Below are 22,529 nucleotides of genomic sequence, written 5' to 3'. Positions count from 1 at the left end.
TGGGTGCTGATGAACCTCGATGTCGCAACGACTCGGTCAGCGCCCATGGCAGTTGAACAGGCAATACACATTGTCCTGCCCGGGTGCGTCGTTCTACCTGCCACCGAACTGTCGGGGTTCAACGGCCACCCGATTATTCAATGGTCGGGCGGTATCACCGAGCGTTTGCTCCACAGTCCTGCACCGATGCCGGATCGTCCGACATTGGCGCTGTGGGAGGCGTGGCCTGCCGATATGGAGCAGGCACCCCCGCCGCAGCCGCTACATATCGTGGGCTTTGCCTCAACAGCAGGGTGGCGCCACGCAATGCGTGCCGCCACGGAGCTGCGCGGGTTCGGCGACACATTTGTCGTAGTGACGCACAGACCGTCGCCACTGCGGTTGACAGAGGCGGACGTAGCGGGCGTCCACGTCGTCATGGCCGGTGAGACCGCTGGGGAGATTCTCGTTCGCGGCCAACGGATCCGGCGGGAACCGCAGCAGCGGATGGTCGCCACTCGATACTGGGAGGAACGTCTGTACGCGCATGCGCTGCGAATGGGAATGCTCACCCGGTGACGTTTGAAGGCTCGCTCCTGACCCACTCGGCCAGGGACTTCTTCGCCCTCCAGGTTTCGTCGCATTCCGTGCGGATGGTGTTGCTGTGTCCGCATGCCTCGAGGCATCTTCGTGTCCAGGCCGACGGTCCCGATACGCCTGCCCTGATCACGCCTGCAAGTTCTTGCCCGATGGCGGACAGGGCTGCCACGGAGTGCTGGAAAGCTGCTCCGCTCGGATCGACGTGGTTGGCAATCCAAGTGAGGTTGTTGCCGTTGCAGTAGTGACAGTCGCACCGCCAGGCATCCAGGGTTGGGTCGACGCGGAAGGCGTTCTCGAAGCGTCTATTGAGGTAGTAACCGAGCAATGCCGGAATCAGGAATGACAACTGGGGTTCCCGTCCGAAGCTATTGTCGGCCTTCGGATAGAAGTGACGATATGTTGACGTCACGCCAATCGCCGCGGCAGCGGCCCCGTAGGCCAGCGCGCCCAAAGCTGCTGTGTCGCTGCGCAACAGAAGTACCGGAGTATCTGCCCGGAGGATTTCGACGAGGCCGGATACAGCTCCGCGCCGGTCGAAGGGATCGGCTTCGTCCTCGATCATCAGAGCGACGGGTACGCCGTACTTGTCGATAGCGTCCCGCAATGTCGAAGCATCCTCGGTCAACCACGAAGATGCGACCGGCAAGGCGGCGATTACGTGATCTCCCATTCGCCCGGCAGCGGACAGGATGGCTATGGGTCCTGTCGTGTCCGACGCGGCGCAGTAGCCGGAATCGGTCATTGCCCAGGGCAATCGGTGGTGCCGTTGGAAGGTGATCCAGTCCTGCGTAGGTTGCTGGTCGGCGGGCTTCCGCGTACTGCCGGTGTAGAGATTCGCATCAACCAGGACGTCGGCGAGCGGCGCACGCTTTTGTGTGAAGTGGATGGCCGCCGCACATTCCGTGTAGCGCTTCCGGCGTGAGCGTCGTCGGCTGTTTGCCGAGTACACGACTCCGACGCCGGTGGTGTGCGCCAACGATGCCGTCGCGTCCTGCCGGCCGCAATCGGCTTGAACGAGGAGATCTGTCCGGAGTCCAGGCAGGCTACGGACAGAAATTTGGCGTAGTGGACCTATATTTGCCTCGGTCATAATGCCACCGCACTCTCAGGTCCCCCGAACCATCGAATCTATTATGCAACATCTGGTCGTGCTCAGATACGTTGTTGGCCACCAGAGTTCGAGATAGTCCTCATGGAAAGGCTTGCAGCACATCGATAGTGAACTACCGCTTGTCTATCCTTGTGGTTCTCCGCGATTGAGTAAACCGACCGGTCGAGGTCCCGTCGTGGCTCGGGCGACCCCATCGGGCGCTCGCTGACCAGCTGTACCCCTCGGTGGTTGTTCCCGTGGCGTGACGTGTCGGCGACAACGGTCGACATCACGGGTGATGAGGAACCGGAACAGATTCGGTGACAACTGCTCGAAGCCCGCCGCATAGTCGCCGAACGACGAAAGGCCAAAGGTTGAGCTAGCCATACCGGCCGCTGTGGTCGGATCCGATCCTCGAGGAGTTGGAGTGTTGTGAGGCACGCAAACTCATCACTGGCAACCCTACGAGGGAACGTTCGGCCTTCCGGACCCCTACGGCGAACATGTTTGGCTGCGGCTGTCGTTGGAAATGCCGGTGCGATCGTGACCGACAATGCGCGTCACTTTCCCAGATCCGAAGTGCCGGAACAGATTCAGATTCTCAAACCGGCCGGGTTCGCGGCCGATACGGTGTCCGTCTGGTCCGATGCGGCGTCGCAGGCCATCGAGGCGATGACAGGCCGCTATCGCAACCCTTCGCGGACAATCGAGGAGGGGCTCGAGCTGCTGGGTGCACTGAATCCGTCCTCGGTATGCTCGGCGCGATGGTGTGATTTCGGGGGTGTGAGTCGGGATGGATGAGTCGACCGGGCGGGTGTTCGCGGGGCGGGCCGCTATTGCGCATTTGGTGCCTTCGCCGTGGGATCGGGGGAGGTTCGTGGATGCACTGGGCGAGTGGCGGGGGCGGCCTATCGAGTTGATGGCGGTGGAGGCCGATGCGCTGCCGGGGGTGTGGGGGCCGGTGCGGGGGACGCCGTGCGGGTTGTGGCTCGATACCGTGGCGGCCGATGTGATCGCCTACGCGGCGGGGACCACGGATTTCCATGTGGATCAGATCATCGCGCATGAGGCGGGGCATATGGTGCTCGATCATGATGCGGGGGCCGACGGATTGACGGGGTTGGCGGAGTTGCTGCCGGATGTGGATCTCGCGACGATTCGGCGAGTGCTGCGGCGGTCGGAGTTCGCCGACCATCAGGAGGATGAGGCGGAGCTGTTCGCGGATCTGCTGCTGTCGAGTACGTCGCGGTGGCGGGCCAGTCGGCCGATGCGGTCGTTCTGGGGTGATCAGTGACCTCCTCCGCTCCGGCGCTCATCGCGTGGACGATTCTCGGGTTCAGCACGATTGCCGTGCTGTTCCGGTTGCGATGGTTGTTCGACAGGCCGAGTGAGCGGCTGGTCACCTGCGGGCTGCTGCTGGGCACCGCGTCCGGACTGCTGCGTGAGCGGGCGGTACAGGACGCGCTCTCGGACGTCCTGGATATCGGATTGACCAGACAGTTGTCGACCGTGGTCATGGTGCTGACCTTCGTACCGCTGTGCCTGCTGGCGGTGTCCTGGTCCGAGCGCTGGTCCGGGCATTCGGTGCGCAGTACCCGATACGTCTGGGCCGCGGGATACGCCTCGGCGACGCTCATGCTGCTGGCCGGTGCGCATGCCAGATCCCTCGGCCAATACATCGATCGCACGCGGGGCTGGCAAACCCCGCTCTATTTCGCGTTCTTCTCCCTGTGGTGCGGATTCACCGGAACCCTGATGGCCGCCACCAGCATTCGCGAATTGCGCGCCGGTGGTCTGCGCCCGCTGCACCGCCTCACCTATCTGACCATTACGGTGATCGGGCTCTGGGCGCTGGAGGAGGCGGTCTCGATCTTCGTCAGCTCGGTCTGCGCCGCGAGCGGCACCGGGCCCGCCTTCGTCGAATTCCGTTTCCGGGCAAATGAGAACAACTACGTCTACCTACTGGCGGGCGGTGCGGCGGTGGCCGCGGGCGGGGTGGTGGCCGAACTCGCGCGCAGGTTGCGCATCGATCCGGCCTCGCGCGCGGTGCGGCAGCTGCACCCGCTGTGGGCGGATCTGGTCGACGCCTGCCCCGAGATCCCGCGTCCGCGCGTGGAGACGACCATGCCCCCGCGCCGCCGGGTGCATCGCATGACCGTCGAGATTCGCGATTGCCTGCTGGTGCTGGGCCGTTTCGCCGAGCCCGTTTCCGCCGAGGGTCCGGCGGCCGAAGCCGAGCAGATCGCGAATGCCCTGCACCGCAAGCGATCCGGCGCGGATCCCGGCCCTTATCGGCGGTTGCAGGTTTCCGCCCCCGGCCGCGATATCGTCGACGAGACGCGTGCGCTGCGCCGGATAGCCGATCACTGGGCCGCCCCAGCTCCCCACTACGCCAGCTCCCTATCGGACGGAGACAACGCACGATGACCATCACCACGCCGAATTCGGGCCGGATCAGCGCCAAGGATCGGGTGCTGCCGCATCCGCCGTACCGCCTGCCGGTACTCGGCGATGTCTGGGATCTGCATGTCACCGACTCCAGCCAGTGGGGTATGCGCGGTGCGCAGAAATACGGGGATATCTACGAGCGCGATATCTTCGGCGCGCGGGTGACGTATGTGAGCTCACCGGAGCTGCTGCGCGAGATCAACGACGACGCCAAATGGGCGAAGTTCCTGGGCATTCCGATTCGCGATCTGCGCACGGTGGCGCGCGACGGCCTGTTCACCGCACACAACAGCGAGCCGAATTGGGCCAGGGCGCACGCGATTCTGGCCCCGTCGTTCACCGCGCCCGCCATGCGCGGCTATCACGCCACCATGCGCGAGTGCGCGGCGGAGCTGATCGAGCATTGGGACGGCCGCGCCGGGGAGTGGATCGATATCCCCGGTGACACCAATAAGGTCGCCCTGGAGGTGATCGGCCGCACCGGTTTCGGCTATTCCTTCGATTCGTTCGACCGCACCGATGAGCATCCGATCGTGGCCGCAATGCTGCGCGCGCTCACCTATATCAATCGCGCCGCGTATTCGCATCCGGTGGTGGAGCGCACCGTATTTCGCGCACAGCGCGCCCAGCACCTGAGAGATATCGCGTTCGTCAACCGCGAGGTCGACGCGATCATCGCCCGACGGCAGGGCCAGGGTCCGGGCGGACACGAGGACCTGCTCGAGCGCATGCTCACCGTGGCCGATCCGGAGACCGGCGAGTCCCTGGACGCGCAGAACATCCGCCATCAGATCCTGACCTTCCTGGCCGCCGGACACGAAACATCCGCCGGGGTAATGGCTTTCGCGCTGCACTACCTCTCGGTCAACCCCGAGATCGCCGACCGCGCCCGCGCGGAGATCGACCAGATCTGGACGGGCGAGGAGCTGCACTTCGAGGAGGTCGCCAAGCTGCGCTATGTGCGCCGCATTGTCGACGAATCACTGCGCCTGTGGCCTACCGCGCCCGGCTATTTCCGAAAAGCCAACGCGGACACCATGCTCGGCGGTGAGTACCCCTTCGAGAAGGGCGAGTGGGTCTTCATCGTGCTGCTGCAACTGCACCGGCATCGGCTGTGGGGCGATGATCCCGAAGCCTTCGATCCCGATCGCTTTCTGCCCGAACGTGTTCGGGCCAGGCACCCGGAGCTGTACCGGCCCTTCGGCGTGGGCATGCGCGCCTGCATCGGCCGTCAGTTCGCGTACCACGAGATCGTGCTCGTCCTGGCCACGATTCTGCGCAACTACGATCTGGAACCCGATCCGAACTATCGGCTGAAGGTCAAGGAGACGATCACGCTGAAGCCGGATCAGTTGCGGCTCAAGGTGACTCGCCGCCCGGCTGTCGGCGGGCACGCAGCGCCTCGGTGAGCGCCTGTCGGTCCGAGGTCGCGGGCCGCCCGCGCAGGCGTACCCGCCGCACCCCGGACTCGCGCAGGGCGCGCAACAGGTCCAGCTGTACGTAGGTGTCGATCACGCGCTGCTCCCGGCCGGAATCGGTCAGGAACCACGGTGCCTGGTTGAAGTGTTCGGCGAGCGCGGTGAGCAGTGGCTCGGACGCGGTGTCGATATCGCCGCGGCGCAGCGCGGACAGATCGGCCGCGGTCGTCGCTATCCCCCGATCACGCAGCGCGGCCGCGATCAGCTCGGGTGTGGGCTCACCTTCGTCGGGACCGTGCAGGGCGCGAAAGAGGATGTCGACGCGCTGCGCCAGTGACAGGCTCATGCGCCCTCGCCGAATCGGGCTTCGAAACGCTGACGGGTCGATTCGTCCAGGTCGACGCGCATACCCGCGAGCCATCGGCGGTACAGGGCTTCCTCCTCATTGTCCCGGGCCGGGTCGATCGGCCGGTCCAGATACGGTCCCAGAATCGTCACCAGCGGTCCGAGCGCACCACCGCGGCGTCGATTCGCCTCCAGCAGTTGGGTGACATAGCGCGCGTACAGCGGTTGGATGGCCGCGTCCAGGCGTCGTGCCGCCGTCGACATGGCGGGTGTCCCGGTCTCCGCGAGATCGCCGACTTCCCTTGCGGCCGTGATCAATTCGGTAATCGTCTCGGCGTCCACATAGACCCCGGGCGGTCCGGAGATGATTCCGGTGCGCTCCTTGAGTGGGGTGGGATTGCCGCCGGCGAAGTAGACGTTCTCCGCCGATCCGGCGGTCCAATCCAATCCGACATTGATTCTGCGCAGTGTCTTGGGCGTCAGCCCGCGGGCCTCACCGCGCTCGATCTTGAGCATGGTGGGTTCGGTCGGGCCGCCGCGCAGATGCACCTGTCGGCGGGATCGGTGCAGCGCGCCCATGCGGGCGACCACGACGTCGGCGAGTCGCCGTGCTGACGCGTCATCGGTCGCTTCGGTCACCGCCATCCGAAGAATAGTAGTACGAAAATCCTTTGCCCACGAGCTGGTTTCCCGGCGGGATCTCCGGGTATCGCCTTGCTCGGAGCGTTATATTTTCGTACTATTTTCGTATCCTGATGTGGGCTGCGACGCGGCGGATCGGGTGTGGGTGATCGGCCACGGAGGGGGCGGCCGATCACCCACCGTGACCGCGGGTGTGCTCCACGGCTCACCGGGGGGTAGGGGCGGTTTGAGAGAATGCGGCGCTGACTAGCATCGATTCACGTACAGATCGAGGCGACCCCGAGGACTTGTGTTGACTACCGACTCTCTTGACCGCTGGAATGCCCACGAGGCATCCGCGGAGGCGATGATTCCGATCATCGGAAGGCTGTACCGCGACAAGGGGGTCACCATCCTCCTGCACAGCCGCTCGCTGGTGAACAAATCGGTGATCAGCATTCTGCGCACGCACCGCTTCGCCCGGCAGATCGAGGGCGAGGAGCTCTCCATCGAGGAGACGCTGCCCTTCCTCGAGGCGCTCACCACGTTGGATCTGGGACCGTCCAAGATCGATCTGGGCCGGCTGGTCATGGCGTATCGCATTGATACGCGCGGACTTTCGATTCCCGAGTTCACCGCCGCCGTGCTCTCCGACATCACCGGTGACAACAAGGCCGAACCGCAGGGACCGCGCGATGTGGTGCTCTACGGCTTCGGGCGCATCGGCCGTCTGGTCGCTCGACTGCTGATCGAGAAGACCGGCTCGGGCAATGGCCTGAATCTGCGCGCGGTGGTGGTGCGCAGGGGCGGCGCGGATGATCTGACCAAGCGCGCCTCGCTGCTGCGCCGGGATTCGGTGCACGGGCAGTTCAACGGCACCATCAAGGTCGATGCCGAGAATGACGCGATCATCGCCAACGGCAATGTCATCAAGTTCATCTACAGCGATGATCCCAAGACGATCGACTACACCGCGTACGGGATCGACAATGCGATCCTGATCGACAACACCGGCAAATGGCGTGACCGCCAAGGGCTTTCGCAGCATCTGCGGCCCGGTATCGGGAAGGTCGTGCTCACCGCGCCCGGTAAGGGTGATGTGCCGAATATCGTGCACGGGGTGAATCATCTGGCGCTGGATCTGTCCGAGCGGATCGTCTCCTGCGCCTCGTGCACCACCAATGCCATTGTGCCGCCGCTGAAGGCGATGGATGACGAGTACGGCATCACCCGCGGCCATGTGGAGACGGTGCACTCGTTCACCAATGATCAGAACCTGCTGGACAATTACCATCCGGCCGATCGCCGCGGTCGCTCCGCGCCGTTCAATCTGGTGCTCACCGAGACCGGCGCCGCCTCCGCGGTCGCCAAGGCCATGCCGGACTTCAAGGCCAAGATCACCGGAAACTCGATTCGCGTTCCCACCCCGGATGTTTCGGTCGCGATCCTGAACCTGCAACTGCGACGTGAGGTCACCAAGGCCGAGGTGCTGGACTACCTGCGGCAGATGTCGCTTTCGGGCCCGCTGAGCCGCAATCTCGACTACACCGCCGCCACCGATGTGGTCTCCAGCGATTTCATCGGCTCGCGCGCCGCCTCCATCGTCGATGCCAATGCCACCATCGTCGACGGTGACACCGCGATCCTGTATCTCTGGTACGACAACGAATTCGGCTACTCCTGCCAGGTGGTGCGCACCGTGCAATACATCTCCGGTATCGAGTACCCGACCTACCCGCACCTGGGCGCACAGGATGCCGCCGAGGCGCTCGCCCCGGTCGCCGGATAGGTTCGTCGCCGATCGGATTCGACCCCGGCGGTGCGCTACATTCTCTCGGGGCCGCGGCATGATTCGGGTGCCGGGCCCGAGTGCGGCGGGGAGGATATTCGTGGGATTGCGGGCGGGGGAGGTTTTCTCGGGGTTCGCCATCGAGCGGCTGCTCGGATCCGGCGGGATGGGAGCGGTGTATCTGGCGCGGCATCCGCGGTTGCGGCGGGCGGTGGCGCTGAAGGTGCTGGCGGATACGTTCACGCTGGATCCCAAGGCGCGCAACGCGTTCGAGCGGGAGGCGACGCTCGCCGCCGGATTGGATCATCCGAATATCGTTGCGGTGTATGACCGGAGTGCGGTGGACGATGCCGCGCTGTGGCTGGCCATGCGCTATATCGACGGTGGGGATGCGGCGGGGCTGTTGGACAGGTCTCCGTCGGGGCTCGAGCCGGTGCGGGCGGTGCGGTTGGTCGCCGATGCGGCGCATGCGCTGGATTACGCGCACGGGCGCGGTGTGCTGCATCGGGATGTGAAGCCCGCCAACCTGTTGATCGAGAATGATGCGCGGGCGGGGGAACGGGCGGTGCTCACCGATTTCGGGATCGCGCGAACCCTGGACGACACGGTCACGCTCTCCGGCATCGCCGCCACCTTCGCCTACGCCGCCCCCGAACGCTTCGGGGAGACGGCCGCCGATCATCGGGCGGATATCTATTCGCTGGGCTGCACGCTGTTTCAACTGTTGACGGGGCAGCCGCCGTTCGTGCGGCGCGATCAGGCCGCGGTGATCGGCGCGCATCTGGCCGCGCCGCCGCCCTCGCCGCGAGCGTTGCGGGCCGACCTGCCCGCGGAATTGGATGCGGTGATCGCCACCGCGCTGGCCAAATCCCCGGGGGATCGGTACCCGACGTGCACCGCGCTCGCCGAGGCGGCGGCGCGGGCGCTCCCGGCCGCCGCCGTCACGGTGCGACTGGAAAAGCCACAGCCGGTGGAGGTTTCGAACCGGCCGCCCGAGGGCGCGCCGGTGGTCGATACGGCGGCGTCCGATACGCCACCCCGACGAGTCGAGCCCGGCCCGGAGCGGGTCGCCGCCCCGTTGCCGGGACTCGAGCCCGGTCCGGCACCGATGACAGCTGGTGCGGTGGGACGTGAGCCTGGTCCGGCCCCGGTGATCGCTGGTGCGGTGGGACGTGAGCCTGGTCCGGCCCCGGTGATCGCTGGTGCGGTGGGACGTGAGCCCGGTCCGGCCCCGATGATCTCCGGCGCGCCGCGACCCGAGCCCGGTCACCCCTCTTTGCCGCGGGGCGGTGTCTCGACCGGTCGACGCCGGGTGGCGGTGGTGGCCGGGGTGCTGGTGACCGGTATCGGTGTGGCGGTGGGCGGGACGCTGGCGCTGCGCGGCGGTGCGGAGTCGCCCGCCTCGACGCCCGGGGCTGATACCTCGTCCGCCGTTGTGTCACAGCAGGTTACGGTGACCGCCACGCCGATTCAGGTCAATCGGGAGGCGACCTCGATACCGCCGCCGGTGGACACTCCACCGGCGGATAGCGCCGAGCCGTCCGTCGAACAACCGCGGTACACCGCTCCGCCCGTCACCCGGGCGCAGAGTCCCGCCGCCCAGGTTCCGGTGGCCCCGCCGGTGGTGCCGCAGACGCGGGCGCATCAGTTCGGGGAATGAAACAGCCTGTGTCAACCGGCATTCGAGGTGCAGATGGTGTCCAGCACGAATGCCGGTTGGACCACACCGCCGAGGGTCGGCATCGACTGGGTGGTGTCCACGCCGAACTTCTTGCGCGCGTCGGCTTCCGCGGCCGCGGGGGTGGGGCCGTTGCCGGACATGTACCAGGGCGCGGAGCCGAATACCGTTTGGGAGTCGCGTTCGACCACCACACCGCACTCATTGTGAATGCGCGTCGCGATGGAGCAGGTGCCGGTCGCGTTCTGGTTCCGGCACGCCTCCAGCGCGGCCTGGTCCGCGGCGTACTGGGTCGGATAGTCGAACGCCTCGCCGACGCGAAAGCCGCCGACGGCGATCGCGCCGTACAGGTCACCGGCCGCGTGCGCGGTGCCGAGGCCGAGCATGCCGCCGGCCGAAACCAGCGTGACCGCGGCGTATTTGATCATTCGAGACATATGCGCGATCCTCATCGGGCGTTCGCGGTGCAGGCGGTGTCCTTGATGAACGGGCTGGTGCGCATCGAACTGCCCCAGAAGATCCCGATCAGGGTGCCGCCCAGCCAACTCGACTGCGGCACCTGTGAGATCGCCATCTGCTCGGCGTCGGCGGCATTGGCGCCGGTGCCGTAGTAGTAGATCGGCTGATTGCCCCACATACCGACCGAACCCCATTCGGCCACCGAACCGCAATCGTTCTGGAGCCGCAATTTGACCGTGCACCAGGTCTTTCCACCGCACATTTCGATGGCGGCGGCATCCGCGGCGTCCTGGGTCGGATAGTCCACCGCGTGGGCGACCGTATTGATGCCCGCGGCGAATGCCCCGTACAGGTTTCCGCTCGCGTGCGCGGTGCCGCCTCCCGCGGCGACCAGTGCACCCGCGGCCGGAATAACCATGGCCAGCGCGGACTTTCCCAACAATGTCATGCAATCAACCCCCGAGAGGAACAGCGATACCGGGGCATCATCGCGGCAATCGGGCCGACTGTCCAGCCTGATTCACCCGCCGGTTGCGTGTGTTGTCGTGAATTGTCCCCCCTGTTTCTGGGACCTTTTGCCGCGCAAGGGGTTTTCGTATGTTGGTAGGCCGTCCGATGATGAGGAGAAGGAAATGATCGGTGCGCGGTACTGGGTGCGGTGGCTGGTGGAGCAGGGTGCGCCGAGGTACGGGATCAGATTGCAGACACTGCGCGACGATCCGCTCGCCGAGCTGATGGGTAGCGTTGCCGGACTGCGGGATCCGTTCCCTCCCATCGAGAAACTGCGCGCCCGAGGTCGCCTGGTATCGAGTCCGATCGCCTGGGGCACAGCGGATTACGAGATCTGCCGGTCGATTCTGCGGGACGGCGATTGGGGCGTATACGGGATCACCGGATTCGAGCGCACGGGGGTGGTACGCAAGATCGCCGACAGCGCGCCGATTCCGCCCAATCCGGTGGAGAAGCCGTCCATGCTGCTGAGTGATCCGCCGGAGCACACGCGATTGCGCAAATCGGTGTCGAAGGCATTCACGCCCAGGGCCGTCGGCCGGCTCCGGGATCGGGTGGAGTCGGTGACCGCGGAATTGCTCGACGCGCTGCCCGCGGACGGATCGGCCGATCTGATCCACGATTTCGCCGCGCAGGTGCCGATCGCCATCATCTCCGAAATGCTGGGCTTCCCGGACGAATCCCGGGGCACCTTCCTGGCCTGGGGAGATGTGGTGAGCCCGATGCTGGATATCGGAATCTCCTGGCCGCAGTGGCGCAATGCCGTGGTCTCCATGCGCGGTATGGACGGCTACCTCGACGAGCACATCGCCCGGCTGCGCGCCGAGCCGCGCGGGGACATTCTGAGCAGCCTGGTCGCGGCCGGTGATCTCACCGATGGTGAACTCAAATCCGCGGCGACCCTGCTCATGGGCGCGGGCTTCGAGACGGCGGTGAATCTCATCGGAAACGGTGTGGTGCACCTGCTGTCCAATCCCGAGCAGTTGGCGCTGCTGCGTGCCGAGCCGGAGCTGTGGCCCAATGCGGTGGAGGAGATGCTGCGCTTCGAGGCCCCGATTCAGGCGGCGGCGCGACTGGCCCTGTCCGACACCGAGATCGCGGGGGTGAAGTTGAAGAAGGGCAGCCTGGTGGTGATGTCGCTGGGCGGCGCGAATCGGGATCCGGGGGTGTTCGAGAATCCGAATGTCTTCGATGTCACCCGCTCGAATGCCAAAGACCACCTGTCGTTTTCGAGCGGCATCCACGCCTGCCTGGGCGCGAGCCTGGCGCGGATGGAGGGCATCCACGCGCTGCGTGCGCTCTTCGAGCGCTTCCCGGATCTGGCGCTCACCGCCGACCCGGTCCGGCGTCCGCTGTTCACCCTGCGCGGGTACTCCAGCATGCCCGCGCGGCTGGGGCAGCGCGCTCCCGTGGTCAGCGCATGAAAAACGGGGCCCGGCAACGGATTCGATGCCGGGCCCCGCAACGTCCGACCACCTCAGGGCTGTGCCATGTCCAGCAGCCAGTTGTGCAGCCATACCGTCGCGGTCGCACCATTGCCGTCCACCACATACCGCGGATACGACTGGTGCACACCGGAGGTGAGGAACTGCTGCACCTGCCGCGTCCATTGCTCACCGGACGGATTGTCCGGCGGCGCGGACATAATGGCCGACCAGCCCGGCAACAAGGCTTCGCCGAGAATCGACTGCATGGTCAGCGCGTAATTGCCGATCTGCAAGGGATCCGGCGCGGACAGCTGGGTCATGAATCCGGCGAAGCGCCCGGCGAGGTCATCCACCGGCACCGAACAGTACAGATCCCCCGCGGCGCAGAAGGTGCGCACATTCGGCGTGAGCCAGCCGAATCCGCCGATCCGCGCCCCGCCCGCACCCGTGCCCGGCACCGGCGGCCCGACCAGCGCATCGGTGGGGGAGCGGCGCGGATCCGAGATCAGTCCGACCCCGACCACCCGGTCGGGCGGCACCACGCCGTGCCCCGTCCCGATCTCGGCGGCCAGATCACCGGCCGCGTCCGCGCCTTGGCTGTATCCGATCAGCGCGAATCGCGTTGCGCCGCACCGGGCCGCCATATCCGCGATCAGGGCGCGGGCATTGGCGATGCCCTCGCGTTTGGAGCGGCCGTACACCTCGCCCTCCCAGGGCAGGGCGGTCGCCGCGTACCCCACGTAGTCGGTCCGCACGTTTCCGGGTAGCCCCCGGGTAACGATGGAGAGCATGCCGGTGGGATGGGAATCGTCGCGGGTGGTTTCCCAGGTGCCGGGCACGGCGACCACATTCAAATCCGGGCAGCCGGGCGCGGCGCCCGCCTCCGGGGTTCCGATGGACAGCAATCCTGTCGCGACAGCCACGGTCGACGCGGCTGCGGCGCATACCATCTTCAAAGCCTGTGTTGTTCCAAAGGACAAGGCGCATCACTCCTTGCTCGGACCGTTCGTTGTTGGCGGATCTGCCCCGCATTCACGGGTTGGCAACACTTCGGCATGCGCACCCGCCCCTGTCGATGGTCCGGTCGGCGCTGACGAATTGCCGGCATGCGGAGGGCGCGCGGGCCGAACATACCAAGAAACCGGCCAGTTCGGACGGCGCATGCTGATTGATTGCCCGAATTCGCTTGCCCGCCATCTCACCGACCGGCGGGCCTTGTCGCGACATTCGGTTCACAGCCATGACACGCCGCGCGCACCGGCGCATCCGATCCGGCACCTACGGGTGAATTGTCCTGTCCCTCAGGAGACCCCGAGGGCCGCCGCGAACATCGGCCAGGACAGGTGCAGATCCTGCTCCCAGTAGTGCCAGGTATGCGATCCGGCGGCCCGGTACTCGACCTGCGCGGGAATGCTCAACTCGGCCAGGCGATCGGCGAGGCGATGGGTGCAGGAGTTGGTGGCGGCCTCGATGAGCCCGCCCAGCACCATCTGATTGGCCTTGGACGCCACCTGCCCCACCGAGTACGGCGGCAGAATCGCCTCGGCCTCACCCGGCAGGCCGGTGGCGCTGGAGAGATAGATTGCCTTGCCGCGCAGCCGTTCCGCATTCAGGATCGCATCGTGATCGCGCCAGTCCGGATCATCGTCGGCGCCCCACATATTCTTCGGGCTCGCGCCCGCGCGGGCCAGCACCAGGTCGATATAGGTGCGGCCGAAGGAATCGGTCGTGGAGGCGCAGCCGCTGAAGGATCCGACGGCGCGGTAGAGATCGGGGGCGGTGCCGGCCATGTAGAGCACCGAGGTCGCCGACATCGATACTCCGGCGATGGCATTGACGCCCGAGGTGTGCAGTTGCGCGTCGATGATCGGCGGCAGCTCACGCGTCAGGAAGGTCTCCCACCGATTGCGGCCGAGCTTGGGATCATCGCGCTGCCAATCGGTGTAGTACGAGAACGCGCCCACCGCCGGGGTCACCACGTTCACATTCTTCTCACCGAGGAACTGCACGATATCGGTCTGGTTGTACCAGCTGGCCAAATCCTCGCCGCCGCCCGCGCCATTGAGCAGGTACAGCGTGGGCCGGGGCACGCCGGTGTCGAAGGCGGTCAGGATCTGCAGCGGGATAATGCGATCCATCGCCGCGGAGTAGACGTAGAAGACCTGCTGGCGCTGTCCTTCGCGGTCGATGTGATCCAGCCGGGCCGCGGCTTCGGCGTGGGCGGTGCCCGCGGAGCCTGGCAGACCCGACATCAACGACAGGGCGAGGGCGGCGGCTGCGATGAGCCCCGCGGATTTACGCACGAGCAAGGAGATTGGTCCTCGGAAACTATTGGCGGATACCGGAATTCCGGATGCTACCCGGACCGTGGCCGGGCGGGGATACCGCACCGGCCACGGGAGGTGATCAGCTGCCGATCAGGTTCTTGAGCACACCGCTGAGAATGTCGGTGACCGAACCGGTGGAGCTGAGCTGGCCGTCGGAGGAGCCGAGGCCGTTATTGCTCAGGCTGCCCTGGACCGACTCGCCCGGGTTGGCATTGCGCGCGGTGAAGCACGCGGTCAGGTTGGGGAAGCTGGCGCCTACGCCGACGGTGCCGGCGACGCCGATACCACCGCTGGTGACCATCTGACCGGTCTTGACGCTGGCGGGCACGTTGTAGGTGATCTTCATCGTGACCGGGTTACCGGAATTGACGAACCAGCCGGTGCTGGTGACCTTCCAGCCACCGCCATTCGGCTCGGGGGTCACTTCCTCTTCCTTCTGACCACCGATGGCGTGGTATGCGGTAATGGTGGTCTTGATGGGCGCCGCGAAACCGGTCGGCGGGTAATCGGTAATGGTGTTGACGTACGGGTTACCAATGCTCGTGGTGCCCACGACAATGGTGTACGTGACCGTGGTGCCGACGCCGATGGAGCCGGAGCTGGCGGTCTTGTCGTACACGTGCGTGATACCGACGGTGCTGATGTCCTGCTTGGTGTCGTGGCTCGACACCGCGCAGGTGGAGGTGTCGGCGCTCGCGACACCGGTGCCGAGCGCGACGCCCGCGCCCGCGACGAGCAAAGCGGAGGCCGCGAATCCGGCGGCCAATCGTGAAGTCTGAAGCATGTTTCCTTCCAGCGGTACCGGTGGTGCCGGAACCAATTCCTCATCGACGAGCGGCCCGCACCCATTAACCGGTGTCAGGCCGCCTGGCAGATGAGTTAACCCGATAGTTGGACGATCGTCCAGGGTTTCTGGAAAACTTCTGAAAATATGTCATGTCACTTCGTTCGGTCTGTTGAGAATTCACGATTAGAGACATGAAAATAGGCAGTATTCAACGAATCTCATGGTACTAGAACGTGTTCTCGTTTCGGGCCGTTTCGAGCGAACACGCAGCTCGGCGCGGGTGAGCGAGTGGCTCGCCGACTCGGTCCGGACATGGGGGAGGCCCCGGGGTCTAGCCTGCCCCGGGGCCTCGGTGTCCGCCATCTGCAACACGCCGACACGTTCAAGAACGGATTGAATGTGAAATTAGCCTAGCGCTCTGCGATTGAGCTACGGCCCATTGGAGGCTGGGCCGGCAGGAGTTGAACCTGCAACCTCTAGGTCCCGATCCGTTCCCTCGATTCGGCGTCGGCGAAAATGCTGAAGCTGGAGCGATAACGTGAGTTTGACGGCGCGGTGCCTCTGCCGATTGGGCTATCCCGCCGCGAGTGGCGGGAGGAGGATTCGAACCCCCACTGTGCCGCTGTGCCGATCACATTGAACTTCTGATTCAGCTTGCGCTCATGCGCGGCAATGACATTAGCCGGTACGCGGGTGGTCAGCCAAACAGATATCCGAAGATCTCCTCGCCCGGTTTGCGCTGGGTGATCTCGGCGTTGTTGGCTTCCTCGCGCGCGAACTTCACTGCCTGCTGGTGCTTTTCGACGCGATCGGTGAGATCGTTGACCCGCTTGGCGGGCAGCGCGCCGGAGAACTTGATGGGTGAGCTCGGAAAAGTGCGGGACTTGATCCCCTTCTCCACGGCGACAATCTGATTCAAACGCGTCATTCGGGCACTGTCTTGGCGATCACGCCGGCCCGGCTATCCGTTTTCGGACCGCCGTGAGCGCGGCCGCGGCGACTTCGGCTGGCGCAGGGCCGATTTCGATGGCGATGATGTGCTCGTCAGGGGTCGGGGGCTCCAGGGTGTCGAGTTGGGAGTCCAGTAGGCCCGGTGGCATGAAGTGATCCTTGCGGGCGGTGACGCGGGCGCGCAGTTCCTCGCGGGTGCCGCTCAGGAGCAGGAAGGTGATATCGCCGGAGCGGCCGATTGTGGCGTGGCGCAAGGTATCTCGGTAGGAGTGTTTGAGGGCCGAGCAGGTGACCAAGCCGGAGCGGCCGGTGGCGAGATGGTCCGCCATCCAGGCGGCGATGGCCGCCAGCCAGGGTTGGCGGTCAATGTCGGTGAGCGGTTGTCCGGCGGCCATTTTGGCGACATTGGCGGGCGGGTGCAGATCATCGCCCTCGAGCAGATCCCAGCCCAGTTCGTCCGCGAGCATGGCCGCCACCGTCGACTTCCCGGATCCGGAGACGCCCATGACTACGACGATATGCGGGTCACCCACCGACATGAAACCTCCTGGACGTGTCATCTTTCGAGGTCGACCCTACTGCGGGGCTGTTCCTCGCTAGCATTGTGCGGGTGATCACACGCGTGGGGTATGGGGCTTTCGGCTTGGTGGCGATGGCCGCGTGCGCGCTGCTGAGCGGCTGCGGTCCGTCGACCGATGAACATGCGGGGCATTCGTCCTCGGCATCGCCCTCGGTGACATCGGCGCCGCCGCAGCCGGGTTCGTCGGCGGCGGTCACCACGACGGGCGCACCCGCGGGGACGAGTGTGCCCGGCACCGGTGCTCCCGGCGCGAATGTCACGGTGGGGGAGGTGCCCGGAAATCCGAATGCCGCCAAGGCGGTTCAGCCCTGGGTGCGGGATCTGGTCGGCGGTGATATCGAACAGCTGGTGCGCAAGTGCTGGACCATCGAACCGCAGCATGTCCGGAGCATGTATGCCGATAGGGACGGGATTCTCGCGGCGGTCGCACAGCCCGGAATCGACGGGCAGTTCGCCGTCATCTGGAAGGGGCCGGTGCAGACCGTCAGTGTGAAGCGCAGCGAGATCGCCTCCGGATACGCCTGTCCGCGCGTGGCTCCGGCCGGTGCCAGCAGTACCTTCAACGAGGCGGATGCGCGATACACCGTGCAGCGGTACCTGTCCCGGTGGACCGGCAATCCGGTCGACAAGGAAGATGTCGAGGGCAAGTACCCGCTCGTGTGCGCCGGATCGGTGCTGGCGAACAATCCCGGAAGGCTCACCGGGACAACCGCGTTCGGTCAGCTGACCTCGAAAGGCTCCGGCATCTCCGATGTGGATGTGTCGGTGCCGGTGACGAATTCGTCCGGCGCCACGCAGCCGATGGTGTTCAAGACGACCATCGGCCCCGAGGGTTACTGCATCAACGACATCAACTGAGCGCCGCCGCTCCGCCTTCCCGGGACACCCGGGTCAATTCGACTGTCGCCGAACGAAGTTCACCGATCGAATCGATGGGTGCGAGATAGCCGACGCGAGTGACGGCGATACCGCGCGGGGTGGTGACACGCAGGTCCAGGCCGTAGCGGTCGGCGCGCTCGCACACCGCGGCGGTGGCGTCGGGATAGCCGCCGCGCGCCTTTGCCATATCCAGCAGCGCGTCGGCGTGATCGTCATTGAGGTGCGTGATGGCGCGACCGGCCACCGAGACAATCGGATCGGGAGTCGCTGCCGCGTACTCGGTCTCGGTGGCGGAGTCCATACGACCGTAGCCGCCGACCCAGCGCACGCGCTCCACGCGCAACACCCAGACGGTGAAATCGCTGAAGTCGATGCAGTACTCGGCCGAGGGCACCGCGGCCAGATGCGCCTCACGCGCGGCGGCCGCCTCGTCGCCCCGCGGTTGTTCGACCCGTCCGGCCAGGGTCACCCGGGTACCGGCCAGCGGATCGGATGGCAGATCGGGGGTGACGATCGAGAGGCTGGCGCGCGGATCACCGGTGAGATTGCGCCCGTGCTCGGCCAGCCGCGACACGCACAGCACCGGTTGGCCATCGAGCAGCCCGTAGGTGACGAAGGACGCCCACGGTGCGCCGTCGGTGCTCAGTGAGGCCAGCGTCGCGGTATTCGTCGCCGCCACAACACTTCTGGCCTCCTCCGCCGGAGTCGGACGCCGCGCGTTCACGACCTCGGTCAGTGGCTGCGGGGTCGAAGGGGCATCACCGGGATCACCGTGGTCGAGAGGCACAAGCACAGGCTACGCGCCGACCGCACCCGCGCCACCCCGGGATCCGGCCTCGGCCTGGCCATCGCGCACGACATCGTCACCGCGCACGGCGGCACCGTCTTCGCCGCGAATCACCCCGGTGGCGGCGCCGAAGTCGGCTTCGAGCTGCCCGCGAGGCATTGACCGTCACCGCTCCCGCGCTGGGTGGCGATTCGGCGGTGGGGTAGAAAAGGACAGGCGTTCCGCACGTTTCCGGGGTGCCGCCGACGAACCCGGTTCGTGCGGCCACGCAACTACATCTGTCGAATGGAGAGAGGCTGTTTCATGGCGACCTCTACAGCGCGCGCCCAGATCGGCGTCACCGGCCTGGCGGTCATGGGTAGCAATATCGCCCGCAATTTCGCACGCAACGGGTACACCGTCGCGCTGCACAACCGCAGTATCGCGAAGACCGACGCGCTGCTCGCCGAGCACGGCGGCGACGGCGATTTCGTGCGCACCGAGACCGTCGAGGAGTTCGTGGCCGCGCTGGAGAAGCCGCGCCGCGTCCTGATCATGGTGAAGGCGGGTGAGGCCACCGACGCCGTCATCGAGGAGCTCGCCGCGGCCATGGAGCCGGGCGACATCATTATCGACGGCGGTAACGCGCTGTACACCGACACCATTCGCCGCGAGGCCGCCATGGCCGCGCGCGGACTGAACTTCGTCGGCGCGGGCATCTCCGGTGGTGAGGAGGGCGCGCTCAACGGCCCCGCCATCATGCCCGGCGGTCCGAAGGAATCCTACGAATCGCTCGGCCCGATGCTGGAATCCATTGCGGCACAGGTCGATGGCGTGCCCTGCTGCACGCATATCGGACCCGACGGCTCCGGCCACTTCGTGAAGATGGTGCACAACGGCATCGAGTACGCCGATATGCAGCTCATCGGCGAGGCGTACAACCTGTTCCGCGACGCCCTCGGCTTCGATGCCAAGCAGATCGCGGATGTGTTCACCGATTGGAACTCCGGTGACCTGGAGTCCTACCTGGTGGAGATCACCGCCGAGGTGCTCAACCAGGTCGACGCCAAGACCGGCAAGCCGCTGGTCGATGTGATCGTCGACGCGGCCGAGCAGAAGGGCACCGGCCGCTGGACGGTCAAGTCCGCGCTCGATCTCGGGGTGCCGGTGACCGGTATCGCCGAGGCCGTCTTCGCCCGCGCCTTGTCCGGTTCGCGCGCCCAGCGCAAGGCCGCGCAGGGGCTGGCCTCGGGTCAGCTCTCCGAGAAGCCCACGGACGTCGCGGAATTCACCGAGGCGATCCGGCAGGCGCTGTACGCCTCCAAGATCGTCGCGTACGCGCAGGGCTTCGATCAGATCGAAGCCGGTAGCGCCGAATACAACTGGGATCTGCATCCCGGCGACCTGGCCACCATCTGGCGTGGTGGCTGCATCATCCGGGCGCGGTTTCTGAACCGCATCAAGGAGGCGTACGACGCCGACCCGAACCTGCCCAGCCTGATCCTGGCCCCGTACTTCCGCGAGGCCATCGAGACCGCCATCGACAGCTGGCGGCGTGTGGTCGCGACCGCGACGCTGCTCGGAATTCCGGTGCCCGCCTTCGCATCCTCGCTGTCGTACTACGACGCCCTGCGCGCTGAGCGCCTCCCGGCCGCTCTCACCCAGGGGCAGCGCGACTTCTTCGGTGCGCACACCTACGAGCGCATCGACGGTCCGGGTAAGTTCCACACGCTCTGGAGCGGTGACCGCAGCGAAGTCGAGGCGTAGCCGACGTCATTTCAAGACGTAGCGATCAGGCGCGGTCACGAAAGCTGTGACCGCGCCTTCGTCGTCCCAGCACCTCCTTGGCGGGCGTTCCATGCACTCTTCCCGTCCGTGACGCTCGTTTTTTGCCCGTATCCGGTGCTGTGACCAGGTTCGTTGCCGATCCGATAAATCTCTGTTCTAAATGTGCCATTGACAACTGGCGCATTGGTGGATGATTCTCATGGCATGACGAGAACAGGGTCAATGGCGACCTTCGGATCGGCGGTGGTACCCGTATCGGCCTCGCGACAGGCGAGGCTGGCGGCATCGGCGTCGGTGGTCGGACTGCGACGAATCAATGGGGTGCTGCCACCGAATCGGGTGGGCATCGCGGCGGGGCGAGGGCTGATCGCCGGGGTGATGGCGGCCTTCGGGCCGGTACTGCCGGGCACCCGGGTCACGCCGGTGCGCTCGGGCGCGGTACGCGGCGAATGGGTTCGCGCGGCCGGGGTCGCCCAGGGCGAACGGGCCATCTACTACATTCACGGCAGCGGATACGTGGTGTGCTCGGCGCGCACGCATCGCGGGCTGGCCTCGCGGCTGTCCAAATCGACCGGGCTGCCGGTCTTCCTGATCGACTATCGGCTCGCGCCCGAGCATCGGTTCCCGGCGGCGGCCGACGATGTCGAGGCCGGATACCGCTGGCTGCTCGACAATGGCTATCGCGCAGCGGATCTGGTGATCGGCGGGGATTCCGCGGGCGGGCATCTGGCGCTGGATCTGCTGCTGCAGAATCTGCGCGGGGATATCGCGCAGCCCGCCGGGGTTTTCATGTACTCGCCGGTCATGGATCTCACGCTCACCCTGGCCGAAGAGCGCGATCGGCGGCTGGCCGATCCCATGGCTCCGGCTCCGGTCGGGCGGCGGCTCATCGAGCTGTATACCGAAGGGCAGCACGCGGATTCACCACGGCTGCGACTGACCATCCCGCCCGGTGCCGCGCTGCCGCGACTGCTGGTGCAGGCCAGTGCGGGGGAGATGCTCGCCGACGACGCGGTGCACCTGCGCGATATGGCCCGTGCGGCCGGAGTGGATTGCGAGCTCGAGCTCTGGCCCGGCCGCATCCACGTCTTCCAGGCCCTGCCGCTGCTGGTTCCTGAAGCGGCACAGGCGCTTCGGCGCACCCGGCAGTTCATTCACGCCGCGTTGGACGACGCGCGAACCCCGAAAGCGAGCTGAGATGGGAATTCTCGACGGTGTGCTGCCGGTCCTGGGACCGCGCCGGACACATAATGCGAAGGCCGTGGTCACGGGCGCCGGAAGCGGCATCGGCCGGGCCTTCGCGCTCGAAATCGCCGCGCGCGGTGGGGAAGTGCTCTGTGCCGATATCGACAAGGATCGCGCCGATGAGACGGTCAAGCTGATCCAGCGCACGCACGGCCGCCCGGCGCACGCGGTGTTCTGTGACGTCTCCCGGCGCGAGGATGTCGAAAGCCTGGCCGCGCAGGCCGAACTCGTCTTCGGCGGACCGCCGACCCTGGTGATCAACAACGCCGGTGTCGGCATCGGCGGAAAGCCGGTGGGCGGCATCGGTTTCGACGACTGGCAGTGGGCGCTGGGCATCAACCTGTGGGGTGTGGTGCACGGCTGTGAGCTCTTCGCGCCGCAGCTGCGCGCGGCCGGGCGGGGCGGGATCATCAATGTCGCCTCGGCGGCCGGGTTCGCCGCCGCACCGGGCATGGCGGTCTACAACGTCTCCAAGGCCGGGGTCATGTCCCTGTCGGAGACCCTGGCCGCCGAACTCTCCGGCAGCGGGGTCGCGGTGACCGTGCTCTGCCCGACCTTCGTCAAGACCAATGTGGTGCGCGACGGCCGAATCGGTTCGGCCTCATCGCGTCTGGCGGATGAGCTGATGCGCCGGACCGGTTTCTCGCCCGAACGGGTCGCCCGCACCACCCTCGATGCCCACGACCACGGCCGCCTCTATGTGCTGCCGCAGCTGGACGCGCATGCGGTCTGGCTGCTCAAGCGGCACTTCCCGGCCCTCTACACCCATGCCCTCGGCGTGCTGAATCGCGTTCTCCCGCAGAACGATTCGGAGACCGCCGCACTGAAGACAGGAGTCTGAC

At 66.2% G+C, this 22,529-nt stretch carries 24 protein-coding genes; 13 read left to right on the top strand and 11 right to left on the bottom strand.

The features are described 5' to 3' along the window. Window positions 1–9: 9 nt before the first annotated feature. On the top strand, window positions 10–558 hold the full coding sequence (locus NA10_RS37525) for a hypothetical protein (protein ID WP_067567222.1): 549 nt from the start codon (window positions 10–12) through the stop codon (window positions 556–558). Here NA10_RS37525 and NA10_RS11960 read toward each other — a convergent pair. Continuing rightward, complete coding sequence (locus NA10_RS11960) at window positions 548–1,555, bottom strand: hypothetical protein (protein WP_157556411.1); 1,008 nt, start codon at window positions 1,553–1,555, stop codon at window positions 548–550. The two genes, NA10_RS37525 and NA10_RS11960, sit on opposite strands and share 11 nt — an antisense overlap. A gap of 657 nt (window positions 1,556–2,212) precedes the next feature. On the opposite strand from NA10_RS11960, the gene NA10_RS11955 reads away from it, so the two are divergent. The 4 genes from NA10_RS11955 to NA10_RS11940 all read left to right on the top strand — a co-directional run bounded on the left by NA10_RS11955 (window position 2,213) and on the right by NA10_RS11940 (window position 5,526). After that, window positions 2,213–2,470, top strand: coding sequence for a hypothetical protein (locus NA10_RS11955; protein WP_157556409.1), 258 nt, complete (start codon window positions 2,213–2,215; stop codon window positions 2,468–2,470). A gap of 76 nt (window positions 2,471–2,546) precedes the next feature. Beyond that, window positions 2,547–2,963 carry a hypothetical protein gene (locus NA10_RS35500; protein ID WP_245677159.1) on the top strand — a complete coding sequence of 139 codons (417 nt, stop codon included), beginning with the start codon at window positions 2,547–2,549 and terminating at the stop codon, window positions 2,961–2,963. Further along, a complete protein-coding gene (locus tag NA10_RS11945; protein WP_067567214.1) occupies window positions 2,960–4,096 on the top strand; it encodes an MAB_1171c family putative transporter in 1,137 nt (378 codons plus the stop codon). Before NA10_RS35500 ends, NA10_RS11945 begins: the two co-directional genes overlap by 4 nt. Then, window positions 4,093–5,526 (top strand): cytochrome P450, encoded by a 1,434-nt coding sequence (locus NA10_RS11940; RefSeq protein ID WP_067567213.1) that lies wholly within the window; start codon window positions 4,093–4,095, stop codon window positions 5,524–5,526. The genes NA10_RS11945 and NA10_RS11940 overlap by 4 nt, the downstream gene beginning before the upstream one ends. Here the strand turns inward: NA10_RS11940 and NA10_RS11935 are convergent. Together NA10_RS11935 and NA10_RS11930 are read right to left on the bottom strand one after the other, a co-directional pair. Beyond that, window positions 5,477–5,881, bottom strand: a complete 405-nt coding sequence (locus NA10_RS11935; protein ID WP_067567212.1) for a hypothetical protein — start codon at window positions 5,879–5,881, stop codon at window positions 5,477–5,479. The genes NA10_RS11940 and NA10_RS11935 overlap by 50 nt on opposite strands. Beyond that, window positions 5,878–6,525, bottom strand: coding sequence for a hypothetical protein (locus NA10_RS11930; RefSeq protein WP_067567211.1), 648 nt, complete (start codon window positions 6,523–6,525; stop codon window positions 5,878–5,880). The genes NA10_RS11935 and NA10_RS11930 overlap by 4 nt, the downstream gene beginning before the upstream one ends. A 289-nt stretch (window positions 6,526–6,814) precedes the next feature. Here NA10_RS11930 and NA10_RS11925 point away from each other — a divergent pair, with 289 nt between their 5' ends. Further along, complete coding sequence (locus NA10_RS11925) at window positions 6,815–8,290, top strand: glyceraldehyde-3-phosphate dehydrogenase (protein ID WP_067567516.1); 1,476 nt, start codon at window positions 6,815–6,817, stop codon at window positions 8,288–8,290. A gap of 100 nt (window positions 8,291–8,390) precedes the next feature. Then, entirely contained in the window at window positions 8,391–9,950 is a 1,560-nt protein-coding gene (locus NA10_RS11920; RefSeq protein WP_067567210.1) for a serine/threonine-protein kinase, read from the top strand. Between the two features lie 11 nt (window positions 9,951–9,961). On the opposite strand, the gene NA10_RS35495 is transcribed toward NA10_RS11920, so the two are convergent. Then, window positions 9,962–10,405, bottom strand: coding sequence for a DUF4189 domain-containing protein (locus NA10_RS35495; RefSeq protein ID WP_169812567.1), 444 nt, complete (start codon window positions 10,403–10,405; stop codon window positions 9,962–9,964). An 11-nt stretch (window positions 10,406–10,416) separates the two neighbouring features. After that, entirely contained in the window at window positions 10,417–10,875 is a 459-nt protein-coding gene (locus tag NA10_RS11910) for a DUF4189 domain-containing protein (protein ID WP_067567208.1), read from the bottom strand. Between the two features lie 187 nt (window positions 10,876–11,062). On the opposite strand from NA10_RS11910, the gene NA10_RS11905 reads away from it, so the two are divergent. Next, window positions 11,063–12,361, top strand: coding sequence for a cytochrome P450 (locus NA10_RS11905; protein WP_157556444.1), 1,299 nt, complete (start codon window positions 11,063–11,065; stop codon window positions 12,359–12,361). Between the two features lie 53 nt (window positions 12,362–12,414). Here NA10_RS11905 and NA10_RS11900 read toward each other — a convergent pair whose 3' ends face one another. The 5 genes from NA10_RS11900 to NA10_RS11880 all read right to left on the bottom strand — a co-directional run bounded on the left by NA10_RS11900 (window position 12,415) and on the right by NA10_RS11880 (window position 16,968). Then, window positions 12,415–13,314: a cutinase family protein gene (locus NA10_RS11900; protein ID WP_067567206.1), complete on the bottom strand. Its 900-nt coding sequence runs from the start codon at window positions 13,312–13,314 to the stop codon at window positions 12,415–12,417. Between the two features lie 351 nt (window positions 13,315–13,665). After that, on the bottom strand, window positions 13,666–14,616 hold the full coding sequence (locus tag NA10_RS11895; protein ID WP_067567513.1) for an alpha/beta hydrolase: 951 nt from the start codon (window positions 14,614–14,616) through the stop codon (window positions 13,666–13,668). 154 nt (window positions 14,617–14,770) lie between these two features. Further along, window positions 14,771–15,475, bottom strand: a complete 705-nt coding sequence (locus NA10_RS11890) for a hypothetical protein (RefSeq protein WP_067567204.1) — start codon at window positions 15,473–15,475, stop codon at window positions 14,771–14,773. Window positions 15,476–16,175: 700 nt separating this feature from the next. Next, the gene (locus NA10_RS11885) at window positions 16,176–16,406 is read right to left on the bottom strand and encodes a DUF7873 family protein (protein WP_067567202.1); all 231 of its coding nucleotides are present in this window, start codon (window positions 16,404–16,406) and stop codon (window positions 16,176–16,178) included. 19 nt (window positions 16,407–16,425) lie between these two features. Further along, window positions 16,426–16,968 carry a gluconokinase gene (locus NA10_RS11880; protein WP_157556405.1) on the bottom strand — a complete coding sequence of 181 codons (543 nt, stop codon included), beginning with the start codon at window positions 16,966–16,968 and terminating at the stop codon, window positions 16,426–16,428. A gap of 71 nt (window positions 16,969–17,039) precedes the next feature. On the opposite strand from NA10_RS11880, the gene NA10_RS11875 reads away from it, so the two are divergent. Next, window positions 17,040–17,867: a hypothetical protein gene (locus NA10_RS11875; protein ID WP_157556403.1), complete on the top strand. Its 828-nt coding sequence runs from the start codon at window positions 17,040–17,042 to the stop codon at window positions 17,865–17,867. Here NA10_RS11875 and NA10_RS11870 read toward each other — a convergent pair. Further along, window positions 17,860–18,675, bottom strand: a complete 816-nt coding sequence (locus NA10_RS11870) for a HugZ family pyridoxamine 5'-phosphate oxidase (protein WP_067567198.1) — start codon at window positions 18,673–18,675, stop codon at window positions 17,860–17,862. The two genes, NA10_RS11875 and NA10_RS11870, sit on opposite strands and share 8 nt — an antisense overlap. Between NA10_RS11870 and NA10_RS39145 the strand changes: the two genes are divergently transcribed. From NA10_RS39145 to NA10_RS11855, 4 genes are all read left to right on the top strand, one after another. Beyond that, window positions 18,661–18,837: an ATP-binding protein gene (locus NA10_RS39145; RefSeq protein ID WP_281180168.1), complete on the top strand. Its 177-nt coding sequence runs from the start codon at window positions 18,661–18,663 to the stop codon at window positions 18,835–18,837. The two genes, NA10_RS11870 and NA10_RS39145, sit on opposite strands and share 15 nt — an antisense overlap. Window positions 18,838–18,978: 141 nt before the next feature. Beyond that, entirely contained in the window at window positions 18,979–20,421 is a 1,443-nt protein-coding gene (gene gnd / locus NA10_RS11865) for an NADP-dependent phosphogluconate dehydrogenase (RefSeq protein ID WP_067567196.1), read from the top strand. Between the two features lie 225 nt (window positions 20,422–20,646). Next, window positions 20,647–21,639 (top strand): alpha/beta hydrolase, encoded by a 993-nt coding sequence (locus NA10_RS11860; protein WP_245677156.1) that lies wholly within the window; start codon window positions 20,647–20,649, stop codon window positions 21,637–21,639. 1 nt (window position 21,640) lies between these two features. Continuing rightward, entirely contained in the window at window positions 21,641–22,528 is an 888-nt protein-coding gene (locus NA10_RS11855) for an SDR family NAD(P)-dependent oxidoreductase (protein ID WP_067567192.1), read from the top strand. Window position 22,529: the final 1 nt, after the last annotated feature.

Source organism: Nocardia acidivorans NBRC 108247, from assembly GCF_001625085.1.
GTDB lineage: Bacteria > Actinomycetota > Actinomycetes > Mycobacteriales > Mycobacteriaceae > Nocardia > Nocardia acidivorans.
Note: the sequence above shows the minus strand (reverse complement) of the source record. Positions and strands in the feature narration are given on the sequence as shown.

What these genes read in the sequence shown, in the direction of transcription:
- NA10_RS37525 (WP_067567222.1), top strand. Translation starts at nt 10, where the DNA reads ATGAACCTCGATGTCGCAACGACTCGGTCAGCGCCCATGGCAGTTGAA.
- NA10_RS11940 (WP_067567213.1), top strand. Translation starts at nt 4,093, where the DNA reads ATGACCATCACCACGCCGAATTCGGGCCGGATCAGCGCCAAGGATCGG.
- NA10_RS11935 (WP_067567212.1), bottom strand. Translation starts at nt 5,881, where the DNA reads ATGAGCCTGTCACTGGCGCAGCGCGTCGACATCCTCTTTCGCGCCCTG.
- NA10_RS11930 (WP_067567211.1), bottom strand. Translation starts at nt 6,525, where the DNA reads ATGGCGGTGACCGAAGCGACCGATGACGCGTCAGCACGGCGACTCGCC.
- NA10_RS35495 (WP_169812567.1), bottom strand. Translation starts at nt 10,405, where the DNA reads ATGTCTCGAATGATCAAATACGCCGCGGTCACGCTGGTTTCGGCCGGC.
- NA10_RS11910 (WP_067567208.1), bottom strand. Translation starts at nt 10,875, where the DNA reads ATGACATTGTTGGGAAAGTCCGCGCTGGCCATGGTTATTCCGGCCGCG.
- NA10_RS11900 (WP_067567206.1), bottom strand. Translation starts at nt 13,314, where the DNA reads ATGGTATGCGCCGCAGCCGCGTCGACCGTGGCTGTCGCGACAGGATTG.
- NA10_RS11895 (WP_067567513.1), bottom strand. Translation starts at nt 14,616, where the DNA reads ATGTCGGGTCTGCCAGGCTCCGCGGGCACCGCCCACGCCGAAGCCGCG.
- NA10_RS11890 (WP_067567204.1), bottom strand. Translation starts at nt 15,475, where the DNA reads ATGCTTCAGACTTCACGATTGGCCGCCGGATTCGCGGCCTCCGCTTTG.
- NA10_RS11885 (WP_067567202.1), bottom strand. Translation starts at nt 16,406, where the DNA reads ATGACGCGTTTGAATCAGATTGTCGCCGTGGAGAAGGGGATCAAGTCC.
- NA10_RS11880 (WP_157556405.1), bottom strand. Translation starts at nt 16,968, where the DNA reads ATGTCGGTGGGTGACCCGCATATCGTCGTAGTCATGGGCGTCTCCGGA.
- gnd (WP_067567196.1), top strand. Translation starts at nt 18,979, where the DNA reads ATGGCGACCTCTACAGCGCGCGCCCAGATCGGCGTCACCGGCCTGGCG.
- NA10_RS11860 (WP_245677156.1), top strand. Translation starts at nt 20,647, where the DNA reads ATGACGAGAACAGGGTCAATGGCGACCTTCGGATCGGCGGTGGTACCC.
- NA10_RS11855 (WP_067567192.1), top strand. Translation starts at nt 21,641, where the DNA reads ATGGGAATTCTCGACGGTGTGCTGCCGGTCCTGGGACCGCGCCGGACA.